The organism is Mesorhizobium sp. M0276, from assembly GCF_040321755.1.
GTDB lineage: Bacteria > Pseudomonadota > Alphaproteobacteria > Rhizobiales > Rhizobiaceae > Mesorhizobium.
Genome location: NZ_JAMYSC010000013.1, coordinates 74,537 through 93,101 on the forward strand (window position 1 = coordinate 74,537; position 18,565 = coordinate 93,101).

17 protein-coding genes are annotated in these 18,565 nt (G+C 63.9%); 8 read left to right on the forward strand and 9 right to left on the reverse strand.

Annotated features, from left to right (window positions below):
- Positions 1–85: 85 nt before the first annotated feature.
- Entirely contained in the window at positions 86–895 is an 810-nt protein-coding gene (locus NKJ01_RS12675; protein WP_352728319.1) for a transglutaminase-like domain-containing protein, read from the reverse strand.
- 211 nt (positions 896–1,106) lie between these two features.
- On the opposite strand from NKJ01_RS12675, the gene NKJ01_RS12680 reads away from it, so the two are divergent.
- Together NKJ01_RS12680 and sugE are read left to right on the forward strand one after the other, a co-directional pair.
- Positions 1,107–1,232: a hypothetical protein gene (locus NKJ01_RS12680; protein WP_013528464.1), complete on the forward strand. Its 126-nt coding sequence runs from the start codon at positions 1,107–1,109 to the stop codon at positions 1,230–1,232.
- A gap of 211 nt (positions 1,233–1,443) precedes the next feature.
- Positions 1,444–1,758, forward strand: coding sequence for a quaternary ammonium compound efflux SMR transporter SugE (gene sugE, locus NKJ01_RS12685; RefSeq protein WP_352728321.1), 315 nt, complete (start codon positions 1,444–1,446; stop codon positions 1,756–1,758).
- A gap of 81 nt (positions 1,759–1,839) precedes the next feature.
- Here the strand turns inward: sugE and NKJ01_RS12690 are convergent, their stop codons facing one another.
- Complete coding sequence (locus NKJ01_RS12690; RefSeq protein ID WP_023761392.1) at positions 1,840–2,268, reverse strand: DUF6481 family protein; 429 nt, start codon at positions 2,266–2,268, stop codon at positions 1,840–1,842.
- 313 nt (positions 2,269–2,581) lie between these two features.
- Between NKJ01_RS12690 and NKJ01_RS12695 the strand changes: the two genes are divergently transcribed.
- The 3 genes from NKJ01_RS12695 to NKJ01_RS12705 all read left to right on the forward strand — a co-directional run bounded on the left by NKJ01_RS12695 (position 2,582) and on the right by NKJ01_RS12705 (position 6,138).
- A complete protein-coding gene (locus NKJ01_RS12695; protein WP_352728323.1) occupies positions 2,582–3,646 on the forward strand; it encodes an LLM class flavin-dependent oxidoreductase in 1,065 nt (354 codons plus the stop codon).
- A 253-nt stretch (positions 3,647–3,899) separates the two neighbouring features.
- On the forward strand, positions 3,900–5,069 hold the full coding sequence (locus tag NKJ01_RS12700; RefSeq protein WP_023761394.1) for an AI-2E family transporter: 1,170 nt from the start codon (positions 3,900–3,902) through the stop codon (positions 5,067–5,069).
- Between the two features lie 67 nt (positions 5,070–5,136).
- Positions 5,137–6,138, forward strand: a complete 1,002-nt coding sequence (locus NKJ01_RS12705; protein ID WP_352728325.1) for an LLM class flavin-dependent oxidoreductase — start codon at positions 5,137–5,139, stop codon at positions 6,136–6,138.
- Between the two features lie 65 nt (positions 6,139–6,203).
- Here NKJ01_RS12705 and NKJ01_RS12710 read toward each other — a convergent pair whose 3' ends face one another.
- Positions 6,204–7,223, reverse strand: a complete 1,020-nt coding sequence (locus NKJ01_RS12710) for a LacI family DNA-binding transcriptional regulator (RefSeq protein WP_352728327.1) — start codon at positions 7,221–7,223, stop codon at positions 6,204–6,206.
- A 220-nt stretch (positions 7,224–7,443) separates the two neighbouring features.
- Between NKJ01_RS12710 and NKJ01_RS12715 the strand changes: the two genes are divergently transcribed.
- Genes NKJ01_RS12715 through NKJ01_RS12725 form a run of 3 tightly spaced genes read left to right on the forward strand, consistent with a single transcriptional unit; the run spans position 7,444 to position 11,305 of the window.
- Positions 7,444–9,027 carry a sugar ABC transporter ATP-binding protein gene (locus NKJ01_RS12715; protein WP_352728329.1) on the forward strand — a complete coding sequence of 528 codons (1,584 nt, stop codon included), beginning with the start codon at positions 7,444–7,446 and terminating at the stop codon, positions 9,025–9,027.
- Positions 9,024–10,340, forward strand: a complete 1,317-nt coding sequence (locus NKJ01_RS12720) for an ABC transporter permease (RefSeq protein WP_352728331.1) — start codon at positions 9,024–9,026, stop codon at positions 10,338–10,340. The genes NKJ01_RS12715 and NKJ01_RS12720 overlap by 4 nt, the downstream gene beginning before the upstream one ends.
- The gene (locus tag NKJ01_RS12725) at positions 10,337–11,305 is read left to right on the forward strand and encodes a substrate-binding domain-containing protein (protein WP_023761399.1); all 969 of its coding nucleotides are present in this window, start codon (positions 10,337–10,339) and stop codon (positions 11,303–11,305) included. Before NKJ01_RS12720 ends, NKJ01_RS12725 begins: the two co-directional genes overlap by 4 nt.
- Before the next feature lie 42 nt (positions 11,306–11,347).
- Here NKJ01_RS12725 and NKJ01_RS12730 read toward each other — a convergent pair whose 3' ends face one another.
- From NKJ01_RS12730 to NKJ01_RS12755, 6 genes are read right to left on the reverse strand one after another with little or no spacing between them, the layout of a single operon-like run.
- Positions 11,348–11,809, reverse strand: a complete 462-nt coding sequence (locus tag NKJ01_RS12730) for a MarR family winged helix-turn-helix transcriptional regulator (RefSeq protein WP_023761400.1) — start codon at positions 11,807–11,809, stop codon at positions 11,348–11,350.
- Positions 11,806–12,390, reverse strand: a complete 585-nt coding sequence (locus NKJ01_RS12735; RefSeq protein WP_352601719.1) for an amino acid synthesis family protein — start codon at positions 12,388–12,390, stop codon at positions 11,806–11,808. The genes NKJ01_RS12730 and NKJ01_RS12735 overlap by 4 nt, the downstream gene beginning before the upstream one ends.
- The gene (locus tag NKJ01_RS12740; protein ID WP_352601855.1) at positions 12,383–13,264 is read right to left on the reverse strand and encodes a UPF0280 family protein; all 882 of its coding nucleotides are present in this window, start codon (positions 13,262–13,264) and stop codon (positions 12,383–12,385) included. Before NKJ01_RS12740 ends, NKJ01_RS12735 begins: the two co-directional genes overlap by 8 nt.
- On the reverse strand, positions 13,264–14,805 hold the full coding sequence (locus NKJ01_RS12745; RefSeq protein WP_352601716.1) for a 6-hydroxynicotinate reductase: 1,542 nt from the start codon (positions 14,803–14,805) through the stop codon (positions 13,264–13,266). Before NKJ01_RS12745 ends, NKJ01_RS12740 begins: the two co-directional genes overlap by 1 nt.
- Positions 14,802–17,597 carry a molybdopterin-dependent oxidoreductase gene (locus NKJ01_RS12750; protein WP_352728434.1) on the reverse strand — a complete coding sequence of 932 codons (2,796 nt, stop codon included), beginning with the start codon at positions 17,595–17,597 and terminating at the stop codon, positions 14,802–14,804. Before NKJ01_RS12750 ends, NKJ01_RS12745 begins: the two co-directional genes overlap by 4 nt.
- A 17-nt stretch (positions 17,598–17,614) precedes the next feature.
- Complete coding sequence (locus NKJ01_RS12755; RefSeq protein WP_352728335.1) at positions 17,615–18,475, reverse strand: FAD binding domain-containing protein; 861 nt, start codon at positions 18,473–18,475, stop codon at positions 17,615–17,617.
- Positions 18,476–18,565: the final 90 nt, after the last annotated feature.

Consider the following 18,565-nt stretch of genomic DNA (forward strand, 5'->3'; position numbering starts at 1 on the left):
ACATCACAATGCACGAACCGCAGGCTCGTTCAAAGCTGGCGTGCGTCAAAGACAGTGCTGGACAGATTGGCCGGCAGGAAGCGGGCTAGTCGACGATCTCGCTGGTCCACACCTTGAACCCGGCGAGCGTGCCCGGCCCGAAAATATGGGTCAGCGGCACATCGGCGGCGTCACGGCCGGAGGCGATCAGGATGCGGCCGATGCGCGGTGCGTTGTTGCGCGGATCGAAGGCATGCCAACGGCCGCCGAGATAGACTTCCATCCAGGCGCAGAAATCCATGCTCGCCCATGGCTTTGGCATGCCGATGTCGCTGATGTAGCCGGTGCAGTAGCGCGTCGGGATGTTGAGTGCCCGGCAGAATGTGACGGCGAGATGCGCATAATCTCGGCAGACACCGCTCTGTTCGCGGTAGGCCTCCGCAGCGCTACGTGTCGGCCGAGCATTGCCGTAGTTGAAGACGAGATGATTGTGGACGAAGTCGCAGACCGCCTGGACGCGTGGAACGCCGAGCGGCGTTTGCCCAAACAGCCGCCACGCTTCATCAGCCAGAAGGTCGCTCTCGCAAAATCGGCTGGGCAGCAGGAACAGCAGCGTGTCCGCCGGCAGGTCGCGCACCTCGTGCTGCCAGGCCATCAGGTCGCCCTTCTCGAAGGTGCCGGGATCGCGGATCACCGCGTCTGTGCCGAAGGTGAAACGCCCGGGCGGCGCGACGAACCGGTTGCACCAGTTGCCGAAACTGTCGCGGTAGCTCTGGATAGGCACCGGCGGGTTGGAGATCAGGAAATCCGGCCGCTCGAGATCGGAGGCACGGGAATAGTGGACATTCAGCATCGCGATGAGCGGCGTTTCCTGCGGAAAGTCGAAGCTCATTTCGCAGCCGATGTGGATTCGCATTGTCGTCCTGAACGGCCTGCCTGACGATCACCCGGCGACGGCACGGTTGATGCTGCAGTGCGAAAATGACCATGGCACGGACCGCCAGGGTTTACGAGCAAATTAGAAACCGGTTGAAAGCGATCCGCTGACGGCGGCAGCAGTCGCTAAACCCTTGCAGTCGGGCGGTTCTCTTGTTTCACTTCGCTTCCCGCAATCGGAGGAACGAATCATGGCTAAAGGTGCGATGAAGGCAGGCAAGGAAGCCCGCAAGCCGAAGAAGGACGCCAAGAAACCCGCTCCCGCTCCGGCCCTGAAGGCGCCGCCTGTCAAGGCGATGAAGCTTAAGGACAAGTAGGTCCGGGCCATCCGCATTGGAATAGGATTACGATCGGCAACGCCGTTGCCGATCGTTGGTGATCGAGCGCCCGAAATTCCAATGTTGGCACGGCGGGGACGACCTCGCGCTTCCCCAAATCCGGACGGGACGACCCGTCATTGCTTGATTGATTGATCGTCGGGCACCCGAAGATCACTTTTCGGTCCGATGCTCTGATGGAGCGTTGTCGATGTCTTGGATTCTTCTCTTTGTTGCCGGCCTGTTCGAGATCGGCTGGGCAATCGGCCTCAAATACACCGATGGCTTTTCGAAGCTGGTGCCGACCATGCTGACCGTTGCCTCGATGATCGTCAGCCTCACCTTGCTCGGCCTGGCGCTGAAGACGCTGCCGGTCGGTACCGCCTATGCGGTGTGGACCGGCATCGGCACCGTCGGTACGGCACTGCTCGGCGTCTGGCTGCTCGGCGAGCCGGCCACGGCGATCAGGCTGACCTGCATCGCGCTCATCGTCTGCGGCATCATGGGGCTGAAGTTCGCCGCCTGACCGGAGTGGCGGACAAACACGTTCAGGGCCGCTGCGAGGCGACCCTGATTCTTGAAGCTGATTGCTTCGGCAGTTTTGAGGCTAGCGGGCGGAGAAGCCCGGAGGCGTCCTGCCGGTACGCTGCTTGCGCGCCGCATAACGCGCGTCGCGCTTGGCCTTGCGTTCGGCTTCGTCGGCCAGAAAACGGGCGATGCGCTCGTTCTCTTCGGATTCCCGAATCTTGGCCTCGGCCTGTGCGGCTTCCTCGGCGGCGATACGTGCTGCCTCGGCTGCTGCCTCGCGCTCGGCCTTCTCAACCGCTTCGCGTGCCAGCTTTTCCTGCTTCAGCCGGGCCTTTTCAGCCTCGCGGATTTCGCGGGCCGCTAGGATCGCCTTGCGTTCGGCCTGCCGCGCCAGCACTGCGGGATCATCCGCAGCCGGCTTTGCCTTGAAGCGCTCGAGGAGCGCCTTCTTTGCCTCGTTTGCGGCGTTGCGCCGCTCGAAAACGTCTTTTTCCCTGTAGATAGCCAAGTCCACTTCCCTGGAGTCAATTCGCGACGCTTACATACGCGCGAAAACCGAGAGTTCAAGCGCCAAAACGGCATGGCAGCCATGAAATTATTGGCTGTTGCAGCCGGGAGACGTCTTTTCGGCCGAAACCGGCATGCACTGTTCACCGTCCGCCCCTCTGGCGGCGCGGCGGGTCGGTCGCTACGTCTAGAGCGATTCACCAGAAACGGTGAACCGCGCTTTATCTCTGTGTTGACGCAATTCCGGGCGGAAATCCGCCTCACACTTTTCCTGGGATTGCTACGCGACCAACCCAACAGCAGGATGACACTTAATGGAACTCGGTCTCTACACCTTCGCCGACGTCAGCCCGCTGCCGGGTCCGGGCGCCATCGGCCCGCATGAGCGGCTGCGCAACCTGATCGAGGAGGTCGAACTGGCCGATCAGGTCGGTCTCGACGTCTTTGGCCTCGGCGAGCACCACCGGCCCGATTATGCGGCCTCAGCGCCGGTCGTAGCCCTGGCCGCAGCCGCCGAGCGCTCGAAGCGTATCAAGCTGACCAGCGCGGTCACCGTCCTGTCTTCCGATGACCCGGTGCGCGTCTTCCAGCAGTTCGCCACGCTCGATCTTCTGTCGGGCGGCCGCGCCGAGATCATGGCCGGACGCGGCTCGTTCATCGAATCCTTCCCGCTGTTCGGCTACAACCTCGAGGACTATGACGAGCTGTTCGCCGAAAAGCTCGACCTGCTGCTCGCCATCCGCGATAGCGTGAAGGTCACCTGGTCCGGCAATCTGCGCGCGTCGATCAACGATCGCGGCGTTTATCCCCGGCCCTTCCAGGACAGGCTGCCGGTCTGGATCGCCATTGGTGGGACGCCACAGTCTGCCGCCCGCGCTGGCGCACTCGGCCTGCCGCTGGCGCTCGCCATCATTGGCGGCGAGCCGGCACGGTTCGCGCCGCTGTTCGATCTCTACCACGAGGCCGCCAGGCGCGCCGGCAGCGAACCGGCTGATCTCGCCACCAGCATCAACGTGCATGGCTTTATCGGCGAAACGACCGAGCAGGCGGCCGACGATTTCTATGGACCCCAGGCGGAAGTGATGAACCGCATCGGCCGCGAGCGCGGCTGGGGTCCGACATCGCGGGCGCATTTCGACCAGTCGCGCGGTCCCAACGGCGCACTGTTCGTCGGCAGCCCCGAGCAGGTGGCCGAGAAGATCGTCGCCCAGCACAAGATCTTCGGCAACGACCGTTTCCTGCTCCAGATGGCGATCGGCACCATGCCGCATGCCAAGATCATGAAGGCGATCGAACTCTACGGCACCAGGGTGGCGCCGATCGTGCGCAAGGAAACGGCGAAATCCGCGCCGGCGCTGGCGGTGCCCGTCGAAAAGTAGGTCGGCCCCGATCTCCCCTGACGAAACCAGGTGGAATGGCGGGCATGAAGCCGATCGCCACGGGGTACGTTCCAATATCCATGACCATGGCCGGAAACGGCTCGTGCTGTCGCGACATGCGCTTAAAGGCAATGGTCATACCAGCCATCTCGGTGGAGCCCGGTTCACCTAACCCTGGAACCTGACCCCGTCACTCTGCGTTTCATGCAGGCAATCGCCGATCGCCGAGGGGCGCCCGGCTCAAGGGGCGAGCATGAAGACCGAACCCACTGCCTTGGGCGCAGGCGTTGCCGATGAACTGGATTCGCGCGTCGCGGCTCGTGCCGACATGCATCTGACGCGCTCGCTGCTCGTCGGCATCTTCCTATTCATGGCCATCTATGCGCTCTACTTCGCCCGCGCGTTCTTCATGCCGGTCATCCTGGCTTTTCTGCTGACGCTGACGCTGACGCCGATCGTCCGGCTGCTGCGCAAGCGCGGCATCCCCGACGTGGTTTCGGCAACCGTGCTGGTGCTGCTGTCGCTTTTCGTTTTCGCCAGTGCCGGCTATCTGCTCAGCGGTCCAGTCATCGAACTCATCAACAACACCTCGTCGATCGGCCAGCGGCTCACCGAACGGCTGGCGCAATTGCGGCGTCCGCTCGAGAAGATCATGCAGATTTCGCATCAGATCGAACAGCTGACCGAGACCTCGCAGGAGCCGGGCGTCCAGAAGGTGGCGGTGGCGCAATCCGGCATTCTGTCTGCAGCGGCCAGCAACATCCTGTCGGCGGGAACAAGCCTCACCATAATCTTCGTACTGTCGCTGTTCCTGCTCGCCTCCGGCACGATGTTCTACGAGAAGATCATCCAGTCCTTCGCGCGTCTCAGCGAAAAGAAGCGGGCGCTGCGCGTCGTCTACGACGTGGAGCGGGAAATCTCGCACTATCTGCTCACTGTCACCATCATCAATGCCGGTCTCGGCGCCGTCATCGGCCTTGGCCTGTGGGCACTCGGCGTGCCCAACCCGCAAGTCTGGGGCATCACTGCCGCAATGCTCAACTTCCTGCCCTATGTCGGCGCGCTGTTGACCATCATGCTTGTCACGATCATGTCGCTGATCAGCTTCGACACCGTCTCCTACGCGCTACTGGCTCCGGCCTTCGTGTTGTTGTGCGATATCATCGAAGGCCAGTTCGTGACCCCGACGGTGGTCGGCCGCCGCCTTGAGATCAATGCCGTGGCGATCCTCATCGCTATCGCCTTCTGGTCGTGGCTGTGGGGCTTCGTCGGTGCCTTGATGGCGGTGCCGCTGCTGGTCGTCATAAAAGTGTTCTGCGATCATTTCGACGGGCTCAGTCATGTCGGCAATTTTCTCGCCGCACAACACACGGCTGTCATCGAGGACGAGGACGTCGCCGACACCGAAATTGCAAAAGGCTGATCAATATTTTTGAATTTGCAGGTCGCAGGGCGCTTCCTACATGCGGTCCTGACACAGGATACCGTTCATGACCGACCTTTCCGTTCTCGACCTGTCGCCGATCGTCGAAGGCAGCGATGCCTCGCAGTCGCTGGCCAATTCGCTTGATCTTGCCCGTCATGCCGAGCGGCTGGGCTACAGGCGCTTCTGGTTGGCCGAGCATCACAACATGCCAGGCATCGCCAGTGCGGCAACCGCGGTCGTCATTGCCCATGTTGCCGGCGGCACCAAGGCCATTCGTGTCGGCGCCGGCGGCATCATGCTGCCCAACCACGCGCCGCTGGTGATTGCCGAGCAGTTTGGCACGCTGGCCGCGTTGCATCCGGGCCGCATCGATCTCGGCCTCGGCCGGGCGCCCGGTACCGACATGGCCACGGCCCGCGCCTTGCGCCGCAATCTCGAGGCCGGGGCCGACAATTTCCCGCAGGATGTCATCGAACTGATGCGCTATTTCCAGCCGGCCGAGGAAGGCCAGCGCATCCGCGCCGTGCCTGGCGAGGGTCAGAACGTGCCGGTCTGGATTCTCGGCTCCAGCCTCTATGGTGCGCAGCTCGCTGCCATGCTCGGCCTGCCCTATGCCTTCGCCTCGCATTTCGCGCCGGCGGAACTCGATCACGCGCTGGACGTCTACCGCTCGCGCTTCCAGCCGTCGGAGCAGCTCGACAAGCCGCATGTCATGCTTGGCCTCAACGTCTTTGCCGCGCCCACCGACGCCGAGGCACGGTTGCTGTTCACGTCGTTGCAACAGGCCTTCGTTAACCTGCGCACCGGTCGGGCCGGCCGACTGCCGCCACCTGTCGAGAACTATGAGCGCGATCTCGAGCCGATGGCCAAGACCATGCTCGGCCAGGCATTGTCCTGCGCCGTCGTCGGCTCCCCGGAAACGGTCCGGCAAGGCATCGACGCCTTCGTGCGCCGCACCGGTGCCGACGAGCTGATGGTCACCGCGCAGATATCAGACCATGCGTCGCGAGTGCGGTCGTTCGAGATCCTGGCCGAGGCGCATAAATCGCTATCGCAAGCTGCCTGACAGTCCGGCTCGGCTAAAGGCGGCACACCTTTCGCAACGTCGAGCGCCCGCCGACGCGCGAAAAACTAAGCGCTCACGCTCTGCGCCATCGCTCCCAGCGGGCGGCATGAATTGCGGATCATCAGCCGGCCTTTGAGCACCAGCTTGCGCGGCGGCGCGTCCCTGTTGCCGGCGAGACGGTCGAGCAAGAGATTGGCCGCCTGCTCGCCGATCGCCTGCACCGGCTGGGCGACCGTGGTCAATTGCGGCTGGAACACATCGGACCATGGAAAATCGTCGAAACAGGCGACCGAAATGTCTTCAGGGCAGGACAGGCCGATGTCGCGGATCGCCTTCATGGTGCCGATCACCATCGGGTTGTTGGCCGAGAAGATCGCGCTTGGCCGATCGTGCGCGGAAAGCATCTGCATGGTGGCATTGTAGCCGTCGATCTCGTGGAAATTGCCGAAACGGATCAACTCCTCGGCGATCGGCAGGCCGGCGGCGTGAAGCGCCTCGCGATATCCCGTCATGCGATCATGCATCGGCGAAATGTCCGACGTGCCGGTGATGTAGCCAATGCGCCGATGGCCGAGATTGATCAGGTAGGTGATGGCGTCGAACACCGCGCGCTGGTTGTCGAGCACCACGGCATCGGTATCGACGCCTTTGCAGAGACGGTCGAGCAGCACGACCGGCACATTGGCGTCGTCGACGATCCGTTTGAGGATAGCGCCGTCGCCGACGCGCGCCACGATCAGCCCGTCGACCATGCGGTCGAGCAGCAGCCTGATCTGGTCGTCCTGGGTGTTCAGGTCCTCGTCCGTGCAGCAAAGCATGACGGCATAGCCGGCCCGGTCGAAGGCCTGCTGGATGACCGAGACGACATCGGTGAAGAACGGGTTGGTGATGTGCGGCACGGTCAAGCCGATGGTGCGGGTCGTGCCCATCTTCAGGCTGCGGGCGATCGCGTTGCGCTTGTAGCCGATATCGCGGATCGCCTGTTCGATGCGCTGGCTGAGCTCCGGGCTGACCGTTGCCGTGCCGTTGATCAGCGCCGACACCGTGGCGACCGATACACGCGCCGCTTCGGCGACGTGGAGCATGGTCGGCGCCGTGGATTTTCGCTTCCTAGTCCGCTTGAATGCTGTCATTTCTAAACGTTTCGCCACCCCTCTATGTGCTACATCTACGAATTTTTGCATTTTTTCGCAAGAATTGAAATATGTCGGGCCAGCACCATCAGATAGCGGCTTGACATGATCGAAACGTTTAGATTAGCGTTTGGTGAGATTTGACGAGGACGGAAGGGAGGCCGCCATTGTCATGAGGCATGCGAATTCCCTATCCCCGGAGCACAGTGCGGCGGATCGTTCGAACGTCGTTCTGAGCGCCGAGCATATTTCCAAGAGCTTCGGCGGCATCGCCGCCTTGGTCGACGTCCGCTTCGAACTGCGGCGCGGCGAAGTCCATGCCCTGATGGGCGAGAACGGCGCCGGCAAATCGACGCTGATGAAGATCCTCTCCGGCGTTTACACCGGCTATGAAGGCACGGTCAGCGTCGATGGCCTTCCCGTCAGCTTCTCCGGCGTGCGCGACGCCGAGGATGCCGGCATCGCCATTATCCACCAGGAACTCAACCTGGTGCCGGAACTCAGCGTCGCCGACAACATCTTCCTCGGGCGCGAGAAGCTGATCGCCGGGCTGATCGTCGACCGCAAGGCGAGCAGCCGCGCCGCAGATGCTTTGTTGCGGCGGCTCGGCATCGAACTCGATCCGCAAGCCCGCGTCGGTGCCTTGCGCGTCGGCGAGCAACAGCTGGTCGAGATCGCCAAGGCGCTGTCGATGTCGGCACGTATCCTGATCATGGACGAGCCGACTTCGGCGCTGTCGCCGGCCGAATGCCAGCGGTTGTTCCGCATCATTCGCCAGCTGGCCGACAGCGGAGTCGCCATTGTCTACATCTCGCACCGCATTGACGAGGTCATGCATCTGGCCAGCCGCGTTACCGTGTTTCGCGACGGGCGCCACGTACTGACCGAGCCGATGGGCAAGCTCGATGAAGACGCGATCATTTCCGCGATGGTCGGCCGCAACCTGCTCGCGTCCCCTGAGGGCGAGCGCGGCCCCAGTGGCAGGATCGTGCTCTCGGTCGAGAATCTGTCGCTGTCGAAGCCCGATGCCCATGGCTGGCGAACGGTGATCGACGGCGTCGGATTCGATCTTGCCGCCGGAGAAATCCTCGGCATTGGAGGGCTGCTCGGCTCTGGCCGCACCGAGATACTGGAAGCGATCTTCGGCTCGAGCGATGGCCGCACCGGTGGCGAAATCCAGGTCGACGGCAGGCCCGTGGATATCCGCTCGCCCCGCGACGCAAGGCGGCTGGGCATCGCACTGGTGACCGAGGACCGCAAGACGCAAGGCCTGCATCTGCAGGCCTCGATATCAGACAATGTCGCGTTGCCGCTGGTCGGGTCGCTGGCGCGCTTCGGCATCCGGTCGCTGGCCGGCGAACAGGGGCTGGCGCGGCAGGCGGTCAAGTCGCTCGGCATCCGCTGCCAGGACATCGACCAGCCCGCCGGCACGCTGTCGGGAGGCAACCAGCAGAAGGTCGTCATCGGCAAATGGCTGGCGACCAGGCCAAGGGTGCTGTTGCTGGACGAGCCGACGCGCGGCATCGACGTCGGCGCCAAGCGCGAGATCTACGACCTGATCTTCAAACTGGCGCGCGACGGCCTCGCCATCGCCGTCATCAGTTCGGAACTGCCCGAGCTTCTGCATCTCTCCGACCGTATCCTGGTGATGGCCGATGGCCGCCAGACAGGCATTCTTTCCCGCGATGCGGCCAGCGAGGAGGCCATCATGCGGCTCGCCGCACCGCGTCGGACCATATCGAGACCAGCCGCATGACTGTCCTGAAACTCCTGTCCCAAACCAAGCTCTATTGGGGCCTGATCGCCATCTTCCTGATCGGCGTGCTGGGCTCGCCGATGAGTTCGAAAGGCAACAACATCTTCCTCTCCTACGGCAATCTGCTCGACGTGCTGCGCCAGGTCTCGACCACCGGGCTGATCGCCACCGGCATGACGGCGGTCATCATCACCGGCGGCATCGATCTCTCCGTCGGCTCGCTGATGGCCATTTGCTCGGTGGTCTGCGCCATGCTGCTGACCGTTCCAGGCGTGACGCCGGGCGTCGTGCTGGGCGTGCCGACCGTCGCCTTGGTGGCGCTTTGCCTTGGCTTCGTCGTCACCCGCTTCATCTTCCAGAACATTGCAAAATCCCGTGCCGGTGCCGATCTCGTCCGTGAGATCAGGCTCGACGGAATTCGCGGTCTGATCACGCCCGCCGTCGTCGGCGTGGTCCTGTGCAGCCTGTCGCTATGGTACCTGCTGCCGCAGATCGAGCCGAAATTCGGTGTGCTTGGCGTGTTGTTGGTCGCGCCGTGCGTCGGGTTGCTGTTCGGCGCGCTCAACGGCTTCATCATCGTTGCCGGACGGCTGCAGCCTTTCATCGTCACCCTGGCGATGATGGTGACGGCGCTCGGCATCGCCCGGCTGACCGCCGGCCAGAACAATGCGGTTCTGCCGGTCTATACCGGCTCGAACGCCACCGCCGATTTCGAGATGCTGCGATCGCTGGTGTTCGGCGTTATCCCGATGCCGGGCCTGTTCTTCCTCGGCGCCATCCTGATCTATGGTGCAGTGCTGCGCTTCACGCCGTTCGGCCGCTATGTCTATGCCATCGGCGGCAATGAGGAGGCGGCGCGCCTCTCCGGCATCGCAGCCGGCCGCGTCAAGATCGCCACCTATGCCATTTCCGGCCTGCTCGCTGGCATCGCCGCCGTGCTCTATGTCGCGCAGTACCGGCAAGGCAAGCCGGATGCCGGCGCCGGGCTGGAGCTGGACGCCATCGCCGCCGTCGTCATCGGCGGCACCAGCCTGATGGGCGGGCGCGGCAGCCTCACCGGCACGTTCTGCGGCGTGCTGATCTTCGGGCTGCTCTCGAACATCCTGCAGCTCCACAACATCAATTCGAACCTTCAGCTGGTACTGAAGGGGATGATCATCATCGGTACCGTGCTCGTGCAGGAACGCAATGCCGGCGATCTCCTGGCCTATCTGCGCCTGCCAGGCGGGCAAACGGCGCGCAAGGAAACGGCCGCGGCAAAGCGGCCGTCACAAGAGACATCGTCTCTCAATCTCGGAGGAAACAAAAAATGAAACGACGTGACATGCTGAAACTTGCCGCCATGACCGCGGCACTGCTGACCACCACCGCGCTCATGACCAGCGGCAATGCCTTCGCCCAGGACAAGAAGTGGAAGATCGGCTTCTCCCAGGTGACGACCATCGAGCCCTGGCGCGCGCAGTTCAACAAGGACATCCTGGCCGAAGCCGCCAAGCATCCCGAGGTCGAGCTGATCATCACCGACGGCGAGGACAAGACCGAAAAGCAGGTCGCCGATGTCGAGAACCTGATCCGTCAGGAGGTCGACGCGCTGTTGGTGTCGCCGAAGGAATCCGCCGGCCTTACCGGCGTCGTGCAGCAGGCGATCGACGCCAAGATCCCGGTCTTCGTGCTCGACCGCAATGTCGACACCAAGGACTACACCCAGTTCGTCGGCGGCGACAACGCGCTGATCGGCCGCGCGGCCGGCGAATATGCCGTCGAACTGCTCGGCGGCAAGGGCAAGGCATCAGGCAATGTCGTCGAAATCTGGGGCGGCATGGGCACCCAGCCGGCGCATGATCGCCATGACGGCTTCCATGAGTTCACCGACAAGGAACCGGGCATCAAATATCTGCTCGACCAGCAGTCGGGCGACTGGAAGCAGGACCAGGCCTACAATTTGATGGCCAACGCGCTGAAGAGCAACGAGAAGATCGATCTCGTCTATGGCCACAATGATCCGATGGCCTATGGCGCCTATCTCGCAGCCAAGGATGTCGGCCGCGAGAAGGACATCAAGTTCATCGGCATCGACGGTCTGCCCAATGAAGGTGTGCAGATGGTGAACAAGGGCGAACTGACGGCGACGTTCACCTATGTCACTCCCGGCGCCGAAGGCCTGCGCCAGGCGATCAAGTTCCTCAACGGCGAGAAGGTCGAAAAGACCATCACCTTGCCGACCGAGAAGATCACCAAGGAAAACGCCGCCAAGGTGCTGAAGGACAACGGCCTCTGATCTAAACTTCCTGCCGGGTGCTTTTGCGCCCGGCAGATCCGCCTACGCCAGCTTCGCCAGCAGTTTCATGAAGGTGGCGATCTCCTTGGCCGAGAGCGGCGCCAGTGTTTCCCTTGTGATCTCACGGGCCAGCGGGATCAGGCGCTCGATGGCGTCGCGGCCTTCTGCGGTCAGGTTGACCAGCAGCCGTCGCTTGTCGACCTCATGCTTGGAAAGCTCGACAAGGCCGCGCGCCTTCAGCCGGTCGATGACACCCTTCACCGTCGCCGCATCCATGGCGATCAGCGTGCCGAGCTGGTTCTGCGAGGTCTCGCCGACGTCGCGCAGCTTGGCGAGAGCCGCGAATTGCGGTGGCGTCAGGTCGCCGATATGCGCGGCAAAGATCGAGACATGGCGCTGATGCGCCTTGCGCAGGATGAAGCCGACCTGCTCCTGCAAATGGTAATCCTGGTCGTCAGGCTCTTCGGACTCGACCAGCTTCAGCAGATTTTCCTCAGCACTCACCGCAGCCCGTCCCAGGCCTTGATATCCTTGGCGGCTAGGCCGCCCATGCGGTCGTGCACGCGCGGGCCACAGGTCATGGCGAGGCAAAACAGGATCTCGTCGGGGCGCGGCCCGTCGCTGATGCCGACTTCCATGGCGTCGAAATGGCTTCGCACATAGGCGGCGTTGATATGGCCGAGCGGCACGTCGAGCTTTGAACCGAAAGCGCCGACCTTCTTCGCCGACGGCACGATCGCCTTGGCGTCGCCGAGCCGTTCGCGCATCGCGTAGCCGCCCGGCACATGCCAGAGCGCGCCATGCTCGAGTTCGCCCGATGTGCCGACAATGGCGCCCTTGCCGTAACCGTCGATCTGTTTGACGTCGCCGCCGAGTGCGGCGATCAGCCGGTCGGCGAGCAGCAGGCCGAGCGGCTTCAGATCATCCATGGCGCTCTGCAAATCCTCGACATAGCGCCCGGCGAACGGGTTCGTCACCAGCGCCATGGCGGCGGCGCGGCGGCGCGGCACTTTTGCGACCGGCCCGCCCTCGTGAAAGATCTCCTCGGTCAGAACCGCGATCTTGCGGATCGGAAACTCAGGCATGGGCAACTTCCTTCCCTGGACTTTTGTTGGGCGCGGCGAGCGCCATTGAACCACTGATGCGGGTCTGGCCGGCAAGGAAGAGCGCCGATGCGGCGATCAAGCCCCTGCGGCGGAAATCTTCGGCGACGGCAAGGCCGCTGTCCAGCGCCATGGCGATCTCCGCTGGAGAAAGCCGGCCGACCTCTTGCGTGACAAGCCTGTCGCCAAGGTCGCTGTCCGGCGCCAGATCGCGCGCCGGCACACGCCGGATAGCCTGATGATTGGCCAAGTCGACGGCGTTGGCGATCAGCGTCGCGGCGGCATCGGCTTCTGCTCCCGTGCGCGCCAGCACGGTCACCGCATCGGCAATGCCCAACGAAAACGAGCGCCCGCGCCAGCCGCTGGTGGCAACGCCGCGCACGCCATCCTCGACATGGATGACGATGCGATCGGCGAGGCCGTGCCCGGTGCCGGCGATGGCAAGTGTCATCGATCGGCCGGCGCCGAGATGGATCGCACTGTCGCCGCCATTGTTGACATAGGCGCGATCGAGCCTGCGTCCGACAAGCAGCGCATCAAGCATTTCGTCGGCTACCGAGCCGGCGACGGCCGCCATCGGTGTGATGAAGCTTTCGGCCAACGGCATTACAGCCGCTTCCATGCGCCGCGCTGTCGGACCGACGAAAGCGCGGGCCCGCAACGCGGCTGGGCGGCGCAGTTCGGGCAATTCCTCCACCAGCTCGGGCAGGATGGTCTGGAACCGCGCCACGGCTTGCTCGTAGGCCAGGCGGCATTCGCCCGCCTCGCCAAAGGCTTCGACGATCAGGTCGATCGGCCCGTGGTTGAGATGCAGCCGCTTGCCGTCCTGCAGCCAATGTACTTGCGGGCCTTCCATCACCCAGCCCCGTTCGACACAGCGCGGCGCAATTGCGCCAGCGGCGGCCATGGATTGCTGGCCGGCGCATCGGTGCCGCGTCGCGGATTGAGGTATTCGCCACCCCTGGCAACGATGTCCTCGACGCTACGGATCTCGGTCTCGTAACCGCCGAGCCTGACATAATCGTCACGGCGCAGGGTGAATTCGATCGGCGCAACAAGTGCGGGTGTCGGCACATAGCCGAAGGCGCCCTCCGGCACCCGCGTGACATCGACCATCAGCGTGATGCCGCCGCCCGGCCAGACATAGACCGGCGCGCCGCCGACCGTGACATAGGTAGTCAAGCCCTGCACGGAACGGGTCAGGTTGACCGGGTTTTCGGTGACGCCGGCGCGCAGCGAACCACCGGCGCCGCCGATGAACAGCACGGTACACAGCGCCGGCTCGCAATTGTCCTCGATCAGTTCGACCGATTTCTGCAGCCGTTCGGGAAATGGCTTCTGCACCGGCTTCAGCTCGTCGTCGAGCTCGTAATAGGCGAACTGCTCGCCGGTGGTCGAAACCATCAGCAGCGACAGGCCCGGCCGCGCGCCCTTCTTGGCATTCCATTCGCCGAGGATCGACAGCGGGTCGGATATGCTGGTGCCGCCCCAGCCGAGGCCGGGTTCGGAAACCTTGAAATAGCGGCCTGGCGTCGAGCGGCGGCCGATGATTTTTATGCCGGTGTCCTGCCAGCCCAACACCTTGCCGGCCTGATGCTCGGAAACGACACCGGTTATGTGGTCGTCGACCACCACCACCTCGTCGACCAGGCCGCGCCATTGCGTGGCGAACATGCCGATGGTGGCCGAGCCGCACCCGACACGCATGCGGTGTTCCTGCTTGCCGTCGATGACGGGTGGCTTGCCGGCTTCGACTGTGATGATGGCGCCGCCGTCGATGGCCAGTTCGACAGGCTTGCGGTTGCACAGATTGAGCAGCGCGTCGCAAGTGGCGCGGCCTTCAGCCTTGGAGCCGCCGGTCAGATGGTGCACGCCGCCAAGCGACAGCATCTGAGAGCCATATTCGCCTGTCGTGACATGGCCGATCGCTTCGCCCTGCGACCGCACCACAGCTGTTTCGGGTCCGATATGACGGTCGGTGTCGATCTTCACCTTGACGCCGCAATAGGAGAAGATGCCCTCGGTAACGACCGTGACGAGATCGACCCCCTCGACCTCCTGGCTGACGATGAACGGCGCCGGCTTGTAGTCGGGGTAGGTGGTTCCGGCACCAATGGCAGTGACGAAGCGGCGGCCGGTGTTGATCAGTTCGCCGTCCCACGCCTCGCCCTCGGCAACGAACGGCACGATTGCCACGCCGGTTTCCGCCGCATGGTCGAGGATGGTCAGCGGGTCCATCCGCACGATCCTGCCGCCGACATTGCCGTAGCGGTCGCAGGCGCCGGTGCGCCCATCGGCGATGTAGCACATCACCGGACAAGCATCGCAGCGGATCTTCTCCGCCACCAGCTTCTCGCCGGGATCGTGGGTTTCGAAGCGTTCGGCAAGCTCGCTCATCGGCGTGCCTCCTTTTCGCGAATAGCGGCGCGGATACGCGTCGGCGTCGCCGGAACCTTGGTGACCAGGACGCCGGTGGCGTGGCGGATGGCGTTGAGGATCGCCGGCGCCGTCGGGATCAGCACATGCTCGCCCAACCCCTTGGCGCCAAAGGGTCCTTCCGGATCCGGAACTTCTATCAGGATGGTCTCGATCGGCGGAACGTCGCCGATGGTCGGAATGAGATAGTCGTGCAGATTCTCGGTGCGGCCGGGGATATACTCCTCCATCAGCGCCATGCCGATGCCTTGCGCGATGCCGCCTTCGATCTGGCCCTCGACCAGCAGCGGGTTGATCGCCTTGCCGACGTCGTGCGCTGCGGTGATCTTGATCAGCTTCACCGTGCCGAGCTTGAGGTCGACCTCGAGTTCAGCAATCTGCGCGCCATAGCCATAGACCGCATAGGGCTTGCCCTGGCCCTTGGCGTCTAGCGGCAGCGTCGGCGGGTCGTAGGTCTCCTCGGCACGGAAGACGAAGCCTTCGGCATCCACGTCGAGCGAGGCGAGTTCGATACGGCGAGTGGCCTCACCTTCGCGGATAGCGATCGCCGGGCCGTCGAGTTGCAGCGATGCCTTTTCGGACACATTGGCGAAACGCAGGATCTTTTCGCGCAAGGCGCGGCCGGCCTTCTCTGCCGCCTTGCCGGTGACGAAGGTCTGGCGCGAGGCCGATGTCTTGCCGGCGTCGGGAGTGATTGATGTATCGGCGCTCTTCAGCTGGAATTTCTCCAGCGGCAGGCCAAGCGCATCGGCGCAGATCTGGGTGATGACGGTGTTCGAACCCTGGCCGATATCGACGGCGCCCTGGTGCAGGATGACCGTGCCGTCAGCCGCGATGCCGACGCGGATGGTCGACGGGTTGGGCAGCGAAGTGTTGCCGCAGCCGTACCAGCAGGACGCGATGCCAACGCCGCGCTTTCTATCCCTGTTGGCACTGTTGAACGCATCCGCATCGGCCGTGGCGAGCGCCCAATGCGGCCGCAGCGATTCGAGGCATTCGGCAATGCCGACACCGGAGTCCAGTCGCTGCCCGGTAACCGTTTCGGAACCGTTCCGAAGGCAGTTCTTCAAGCGAAACTCAAGCCGGTCCATGCCGAGCTTGCCGGCCAGCTCGTCATAGAGCGTCTCCTGCATGATCGTCGCCTGCGGCACCCCGAAGCCACGGAAGGCGCCGGAAATCGGCCCATGCGTGTGAATGGCCCGGCCCTCGGCCCGGTAGTTCGGCGTCGCGTAGGGTCCGGACGCATGCACCGGGACGCGGTTGGCGACCGTCGGCCCCCAGCTCGCATAGGCGCCGGTGTTGAAATCGCCTTCGAAGATCATGCCGGTGACAAGGCCATCGGCATCGGCGCCGATCGTCGCCTTCATCTCGGCCGGGTGACGCTTGGTGGTCGACACCATAGATTCGTTGCGGGTGTAGGTGAGTGCCGCCGGCCGTCCGGTCTTCAGCGCCACAAGGCCGATCAGCGGCTGCAGCGAGACGTCGAGTTTCGAGCCGAAACCGCCACCTGTCGCCGTCGGCACGATGCGCACCTTGTCGACGGCAAGGCCGAGCACCTTCGCCGTCTCGTCGCGATCCATATAGGGCGCCTGGGTGCAGGCGACGACCACCAGCGTATCGCCGTCCAGATACGCATAGCCGGCTTCCGGTTCGATATAGGCGTGCTCGACATAGGAGGTGTCGATGGCGCCGGACACGGTGAACGCCGCGCCGGCGAGAGCCGCCTCGGGGTCACCGCGTTCGACGAAGCCGGCAGTAAGTAGGTTTCCCAGCCGGTTGTCATGAATGAGCTTGGTACCGCCGGCTCTCGCATCGCACGGCTCCAGAAAATGCGGCAATTCGGTCCAGCGAACCGGAAAATCCGACATGTCTAGATCGAGGATCGCCTCGCGCTCGCCGGCAACGAGAGCTACCGCCTCGCCGCGCAGGCGAGCAAACCCTTCGGCCAGCGCCGGCTGGTCGGCGAACGGCCCGATCACGCCGAAACAGTTCTTGCCGGGAATGTCGGCAGCAGTGAAGACACCGGCGATGCCGGGATGTGCCTTCGCCCAGCCGTCGAGGTCACCGAAGGCGAAGCCGGCATGATAATGCGGCGAGCGGACCACCAGCACGGCCAGCGCGTCGGCAGGGAAAGAATCGCCGCCGAATTTCTCACCGCCGGTGACTTTTGGCACGCCATCGAGCCTGACGGGGGAGGAGCCGACCGCTTGGCCGGATTGAGGCAAGCGGAAATCGAGGCTTGCTGGTTGCAGCGACGCGTCCATCACCGCCGCGATGATCTTCCGGTAGCCCGTACAGCGGCACAGAATCCCGCCCAGCGCGTCCTGCACCTCGGTCTCGGTCGGGTTAGGCCGCTTGTCCAGCAATGCCGTTGCCGCGACCAGCAGCGCTGGCGTGCAGATGCCGCACTGCGCCGCGCCGTGGGCAAGGAACGAGGCTTGCAGCGCCGACAGCCGGCCATTGGCGAGGCCTTCAACGGTTGTCACCGACGTTCCGGCAGCGGACGCAGCCGACATCAGGCAGGCGCAGACGGGATCGCCGTCGACCAGCACCGTGCAGGCACCGCAATCGCCGGCATCGCAGCCGACCTTGGTGCCGGTCAGCAGCAGTTCGTCGCGCAATACCGTGGACAGCCGGCGCAGCGGCGGTACGTTGACCGAGATGGCGTCGCCATTGACCTCGAAAGTGATATCGGCCCGTGCGGCGCCGAAGCCAGGCAGGGCGTTGCCCAGATCGGGCAGGGCTTCATTCATTTCAGGCTGAACTTGGCTCACGCCGCCACCTCGTCGCCAGTCGTCCATCCCACAGCCGCAAGCACGGCGCGGGCCACGATCTCGCGCACCGCATCGATCCGGTACTCGGCACTGCCGCGCACATCGGCGATCGGCGACAATTCGCCCATCGGGGCGGACAGGATCGCATCGGCGAGTCCGTCGTCCGATGGGAGCCCGCGCAACGCAGCCTCGACGCCAACAAGCCGCTTGGCCACCACCGAGCAGGAGCCGGCGGCGACCATGGCATTCGCGACAATACCATTCTCGACAACCAGTCGCGCCGCCACCATGGCAATGGAGATCACAAGGTAGCGCCGCGCGCCGAGCTTGACGAAAGCCGACGTGCCAGTGGTAGCGCCTTTCGGCACGCGAATGGCCGTCACCATCTCGCCTGGGAGCAAGGCCGTGCGGCGGTTGCCGAGAATGAAATCGTGCAACGGCAGATAACGTGTCGTCGCCACGGAACGCAGTTCGACCTCGGCATCGAGAACCAGCAAAGCTGGCACACCATCGGCGGCAGGCGACGCGTTGCAGAGGTTGCCGGCGACGGAGGCGACATTCTGGATCTGCGCCGAGCCGACCTCTCGCGCCGCCTGTTTCAGCGCATCGAAGGCCGGCGGTACGGGATGGCGAATGATATCGGTCCAGGTCGTACGCGCACCGATGACGAAATGGCTGCCCGTCTCTGCAATGCCGCGAAGCGCCGCCAGGCCGTTGATGTCGAGGACATCGTCCCGGAACGGCTTGCTGCCCTGCGCCGGATAAAAATCGGTGCCGCCGGCAAGAATGCGCCAGGCGCCCTCGCCAAGCAAAGCGAGCGCTTCGTCGACCGAGGTGGGTTTCGCGTAACGGATCACGCCTTGCCTTCCAGAAAAGAGGTCTTCCAGAACCGGTATTTCGAAAGATCCTTCCGGCATCGGCAACCGGGGGAATTCATTCGTATGCAA

Bases quoted from the DNA above. Each gene is read 5' to 3' on its own strand.
- NKJ01_RS12740 (WP_352601855.1), bottom strand. From the start codon at position 13,264: ATGGAAGGCCCGCAAGTACATTGGCTGCAGGACGGCAAGCGGCTGCAT.
- NKJ01_RS12715 (WP_352728329.1), top strand. From the start codon at position 7,444: ATGAGGCATGCGAATTCCCTATCCCCGGAGCACAGTGCGGCGGATCGT.
- NKJ01_RS12725 (WP_023761399.1), top strand. From the start codon at position 10,337: ATGAAACGACGTGACATGCTGAAACTTGCCGCCATGACCGCGGCACTG.
- NKJ01_RS12735 (WP_352601719.1), bottom strand. From the start codon at position 12,390: ATGCCTGAGTTTCCGATCCGCAAGATCGCGGTTCTGACCGAGGAGATC.
- NKJ01_RS12720 (WP_352728331.1), top strand. From the start codon at position 9,024: ATGACTGTCCTGAAACTCCTGTCCCAAACCAAGCTCTATTGGGGCCTG.
- NKJ01_RS12700 (WP_023761394.1), top strand. From the start codon at position 3,900: ATGAAGACCGAACCCACTGCCTTGGGCGCAGGCGTTGCCGATGAACTG.
- NKJ01_RS12710 (WP_352728327.1), bottom strand. From the start codon at position 7,223: ATGCTCCACGTCGCCGAAGCGGCGCGTGTATCGGTCGCCACGGTGTCG.
- NKJ01_RS12705 (WP_352728325.1), top strand. From the start codon at position 5,137: ATGACCGACCTTTCCGTTCTCGACCTGTCGCCGATCGTCGAAGGCAGC.
- NKJ01_RS12750 (WP_352728434.1), bottom strand. From the start codon at position 17,597: ATGAATGAAGCCCTGCCCGATCTGGGCAACGCCCTGCCTGGCTTCGGC.
- NKJ01_RS12745 (WP_352601716.1), bottom strand. From the start codon at position 14,805: ATGAGCGAGCTTGCCGAACGCTTCGAAACCCACGATCCCGGCGAGAAG.
- sugE (WP_352728321.1), top strand. From the start codon at position 1,444: ATGTCTTGGATTCTTCTCTTTGTTGCCGGCCTGTTCGAGATCGGCTGG.
- NKJ01_RS12680 (WP_013528464.1), top strand. From the start codon at position 1,107: ATGGCTAAAGGTGCGATGAAGGCAGGCAAGGAAGCCCGCAAGCCGAAG.
- NKJ01_RS12695 (WP_352728323.1), top strand. From the start codon at position 2,582: ATGGAACTCGGTCTCTACACCTTCGCCGACGTCAGCCCGCTGCCGGGT.
- NKJ01_RS12675 (WP_352728319.1), bottom strand. From the start codon at position 895: ATGCGAATCCACATCGGCTGCGAAATGAGCTTCGACTTTCCGCAGGAA.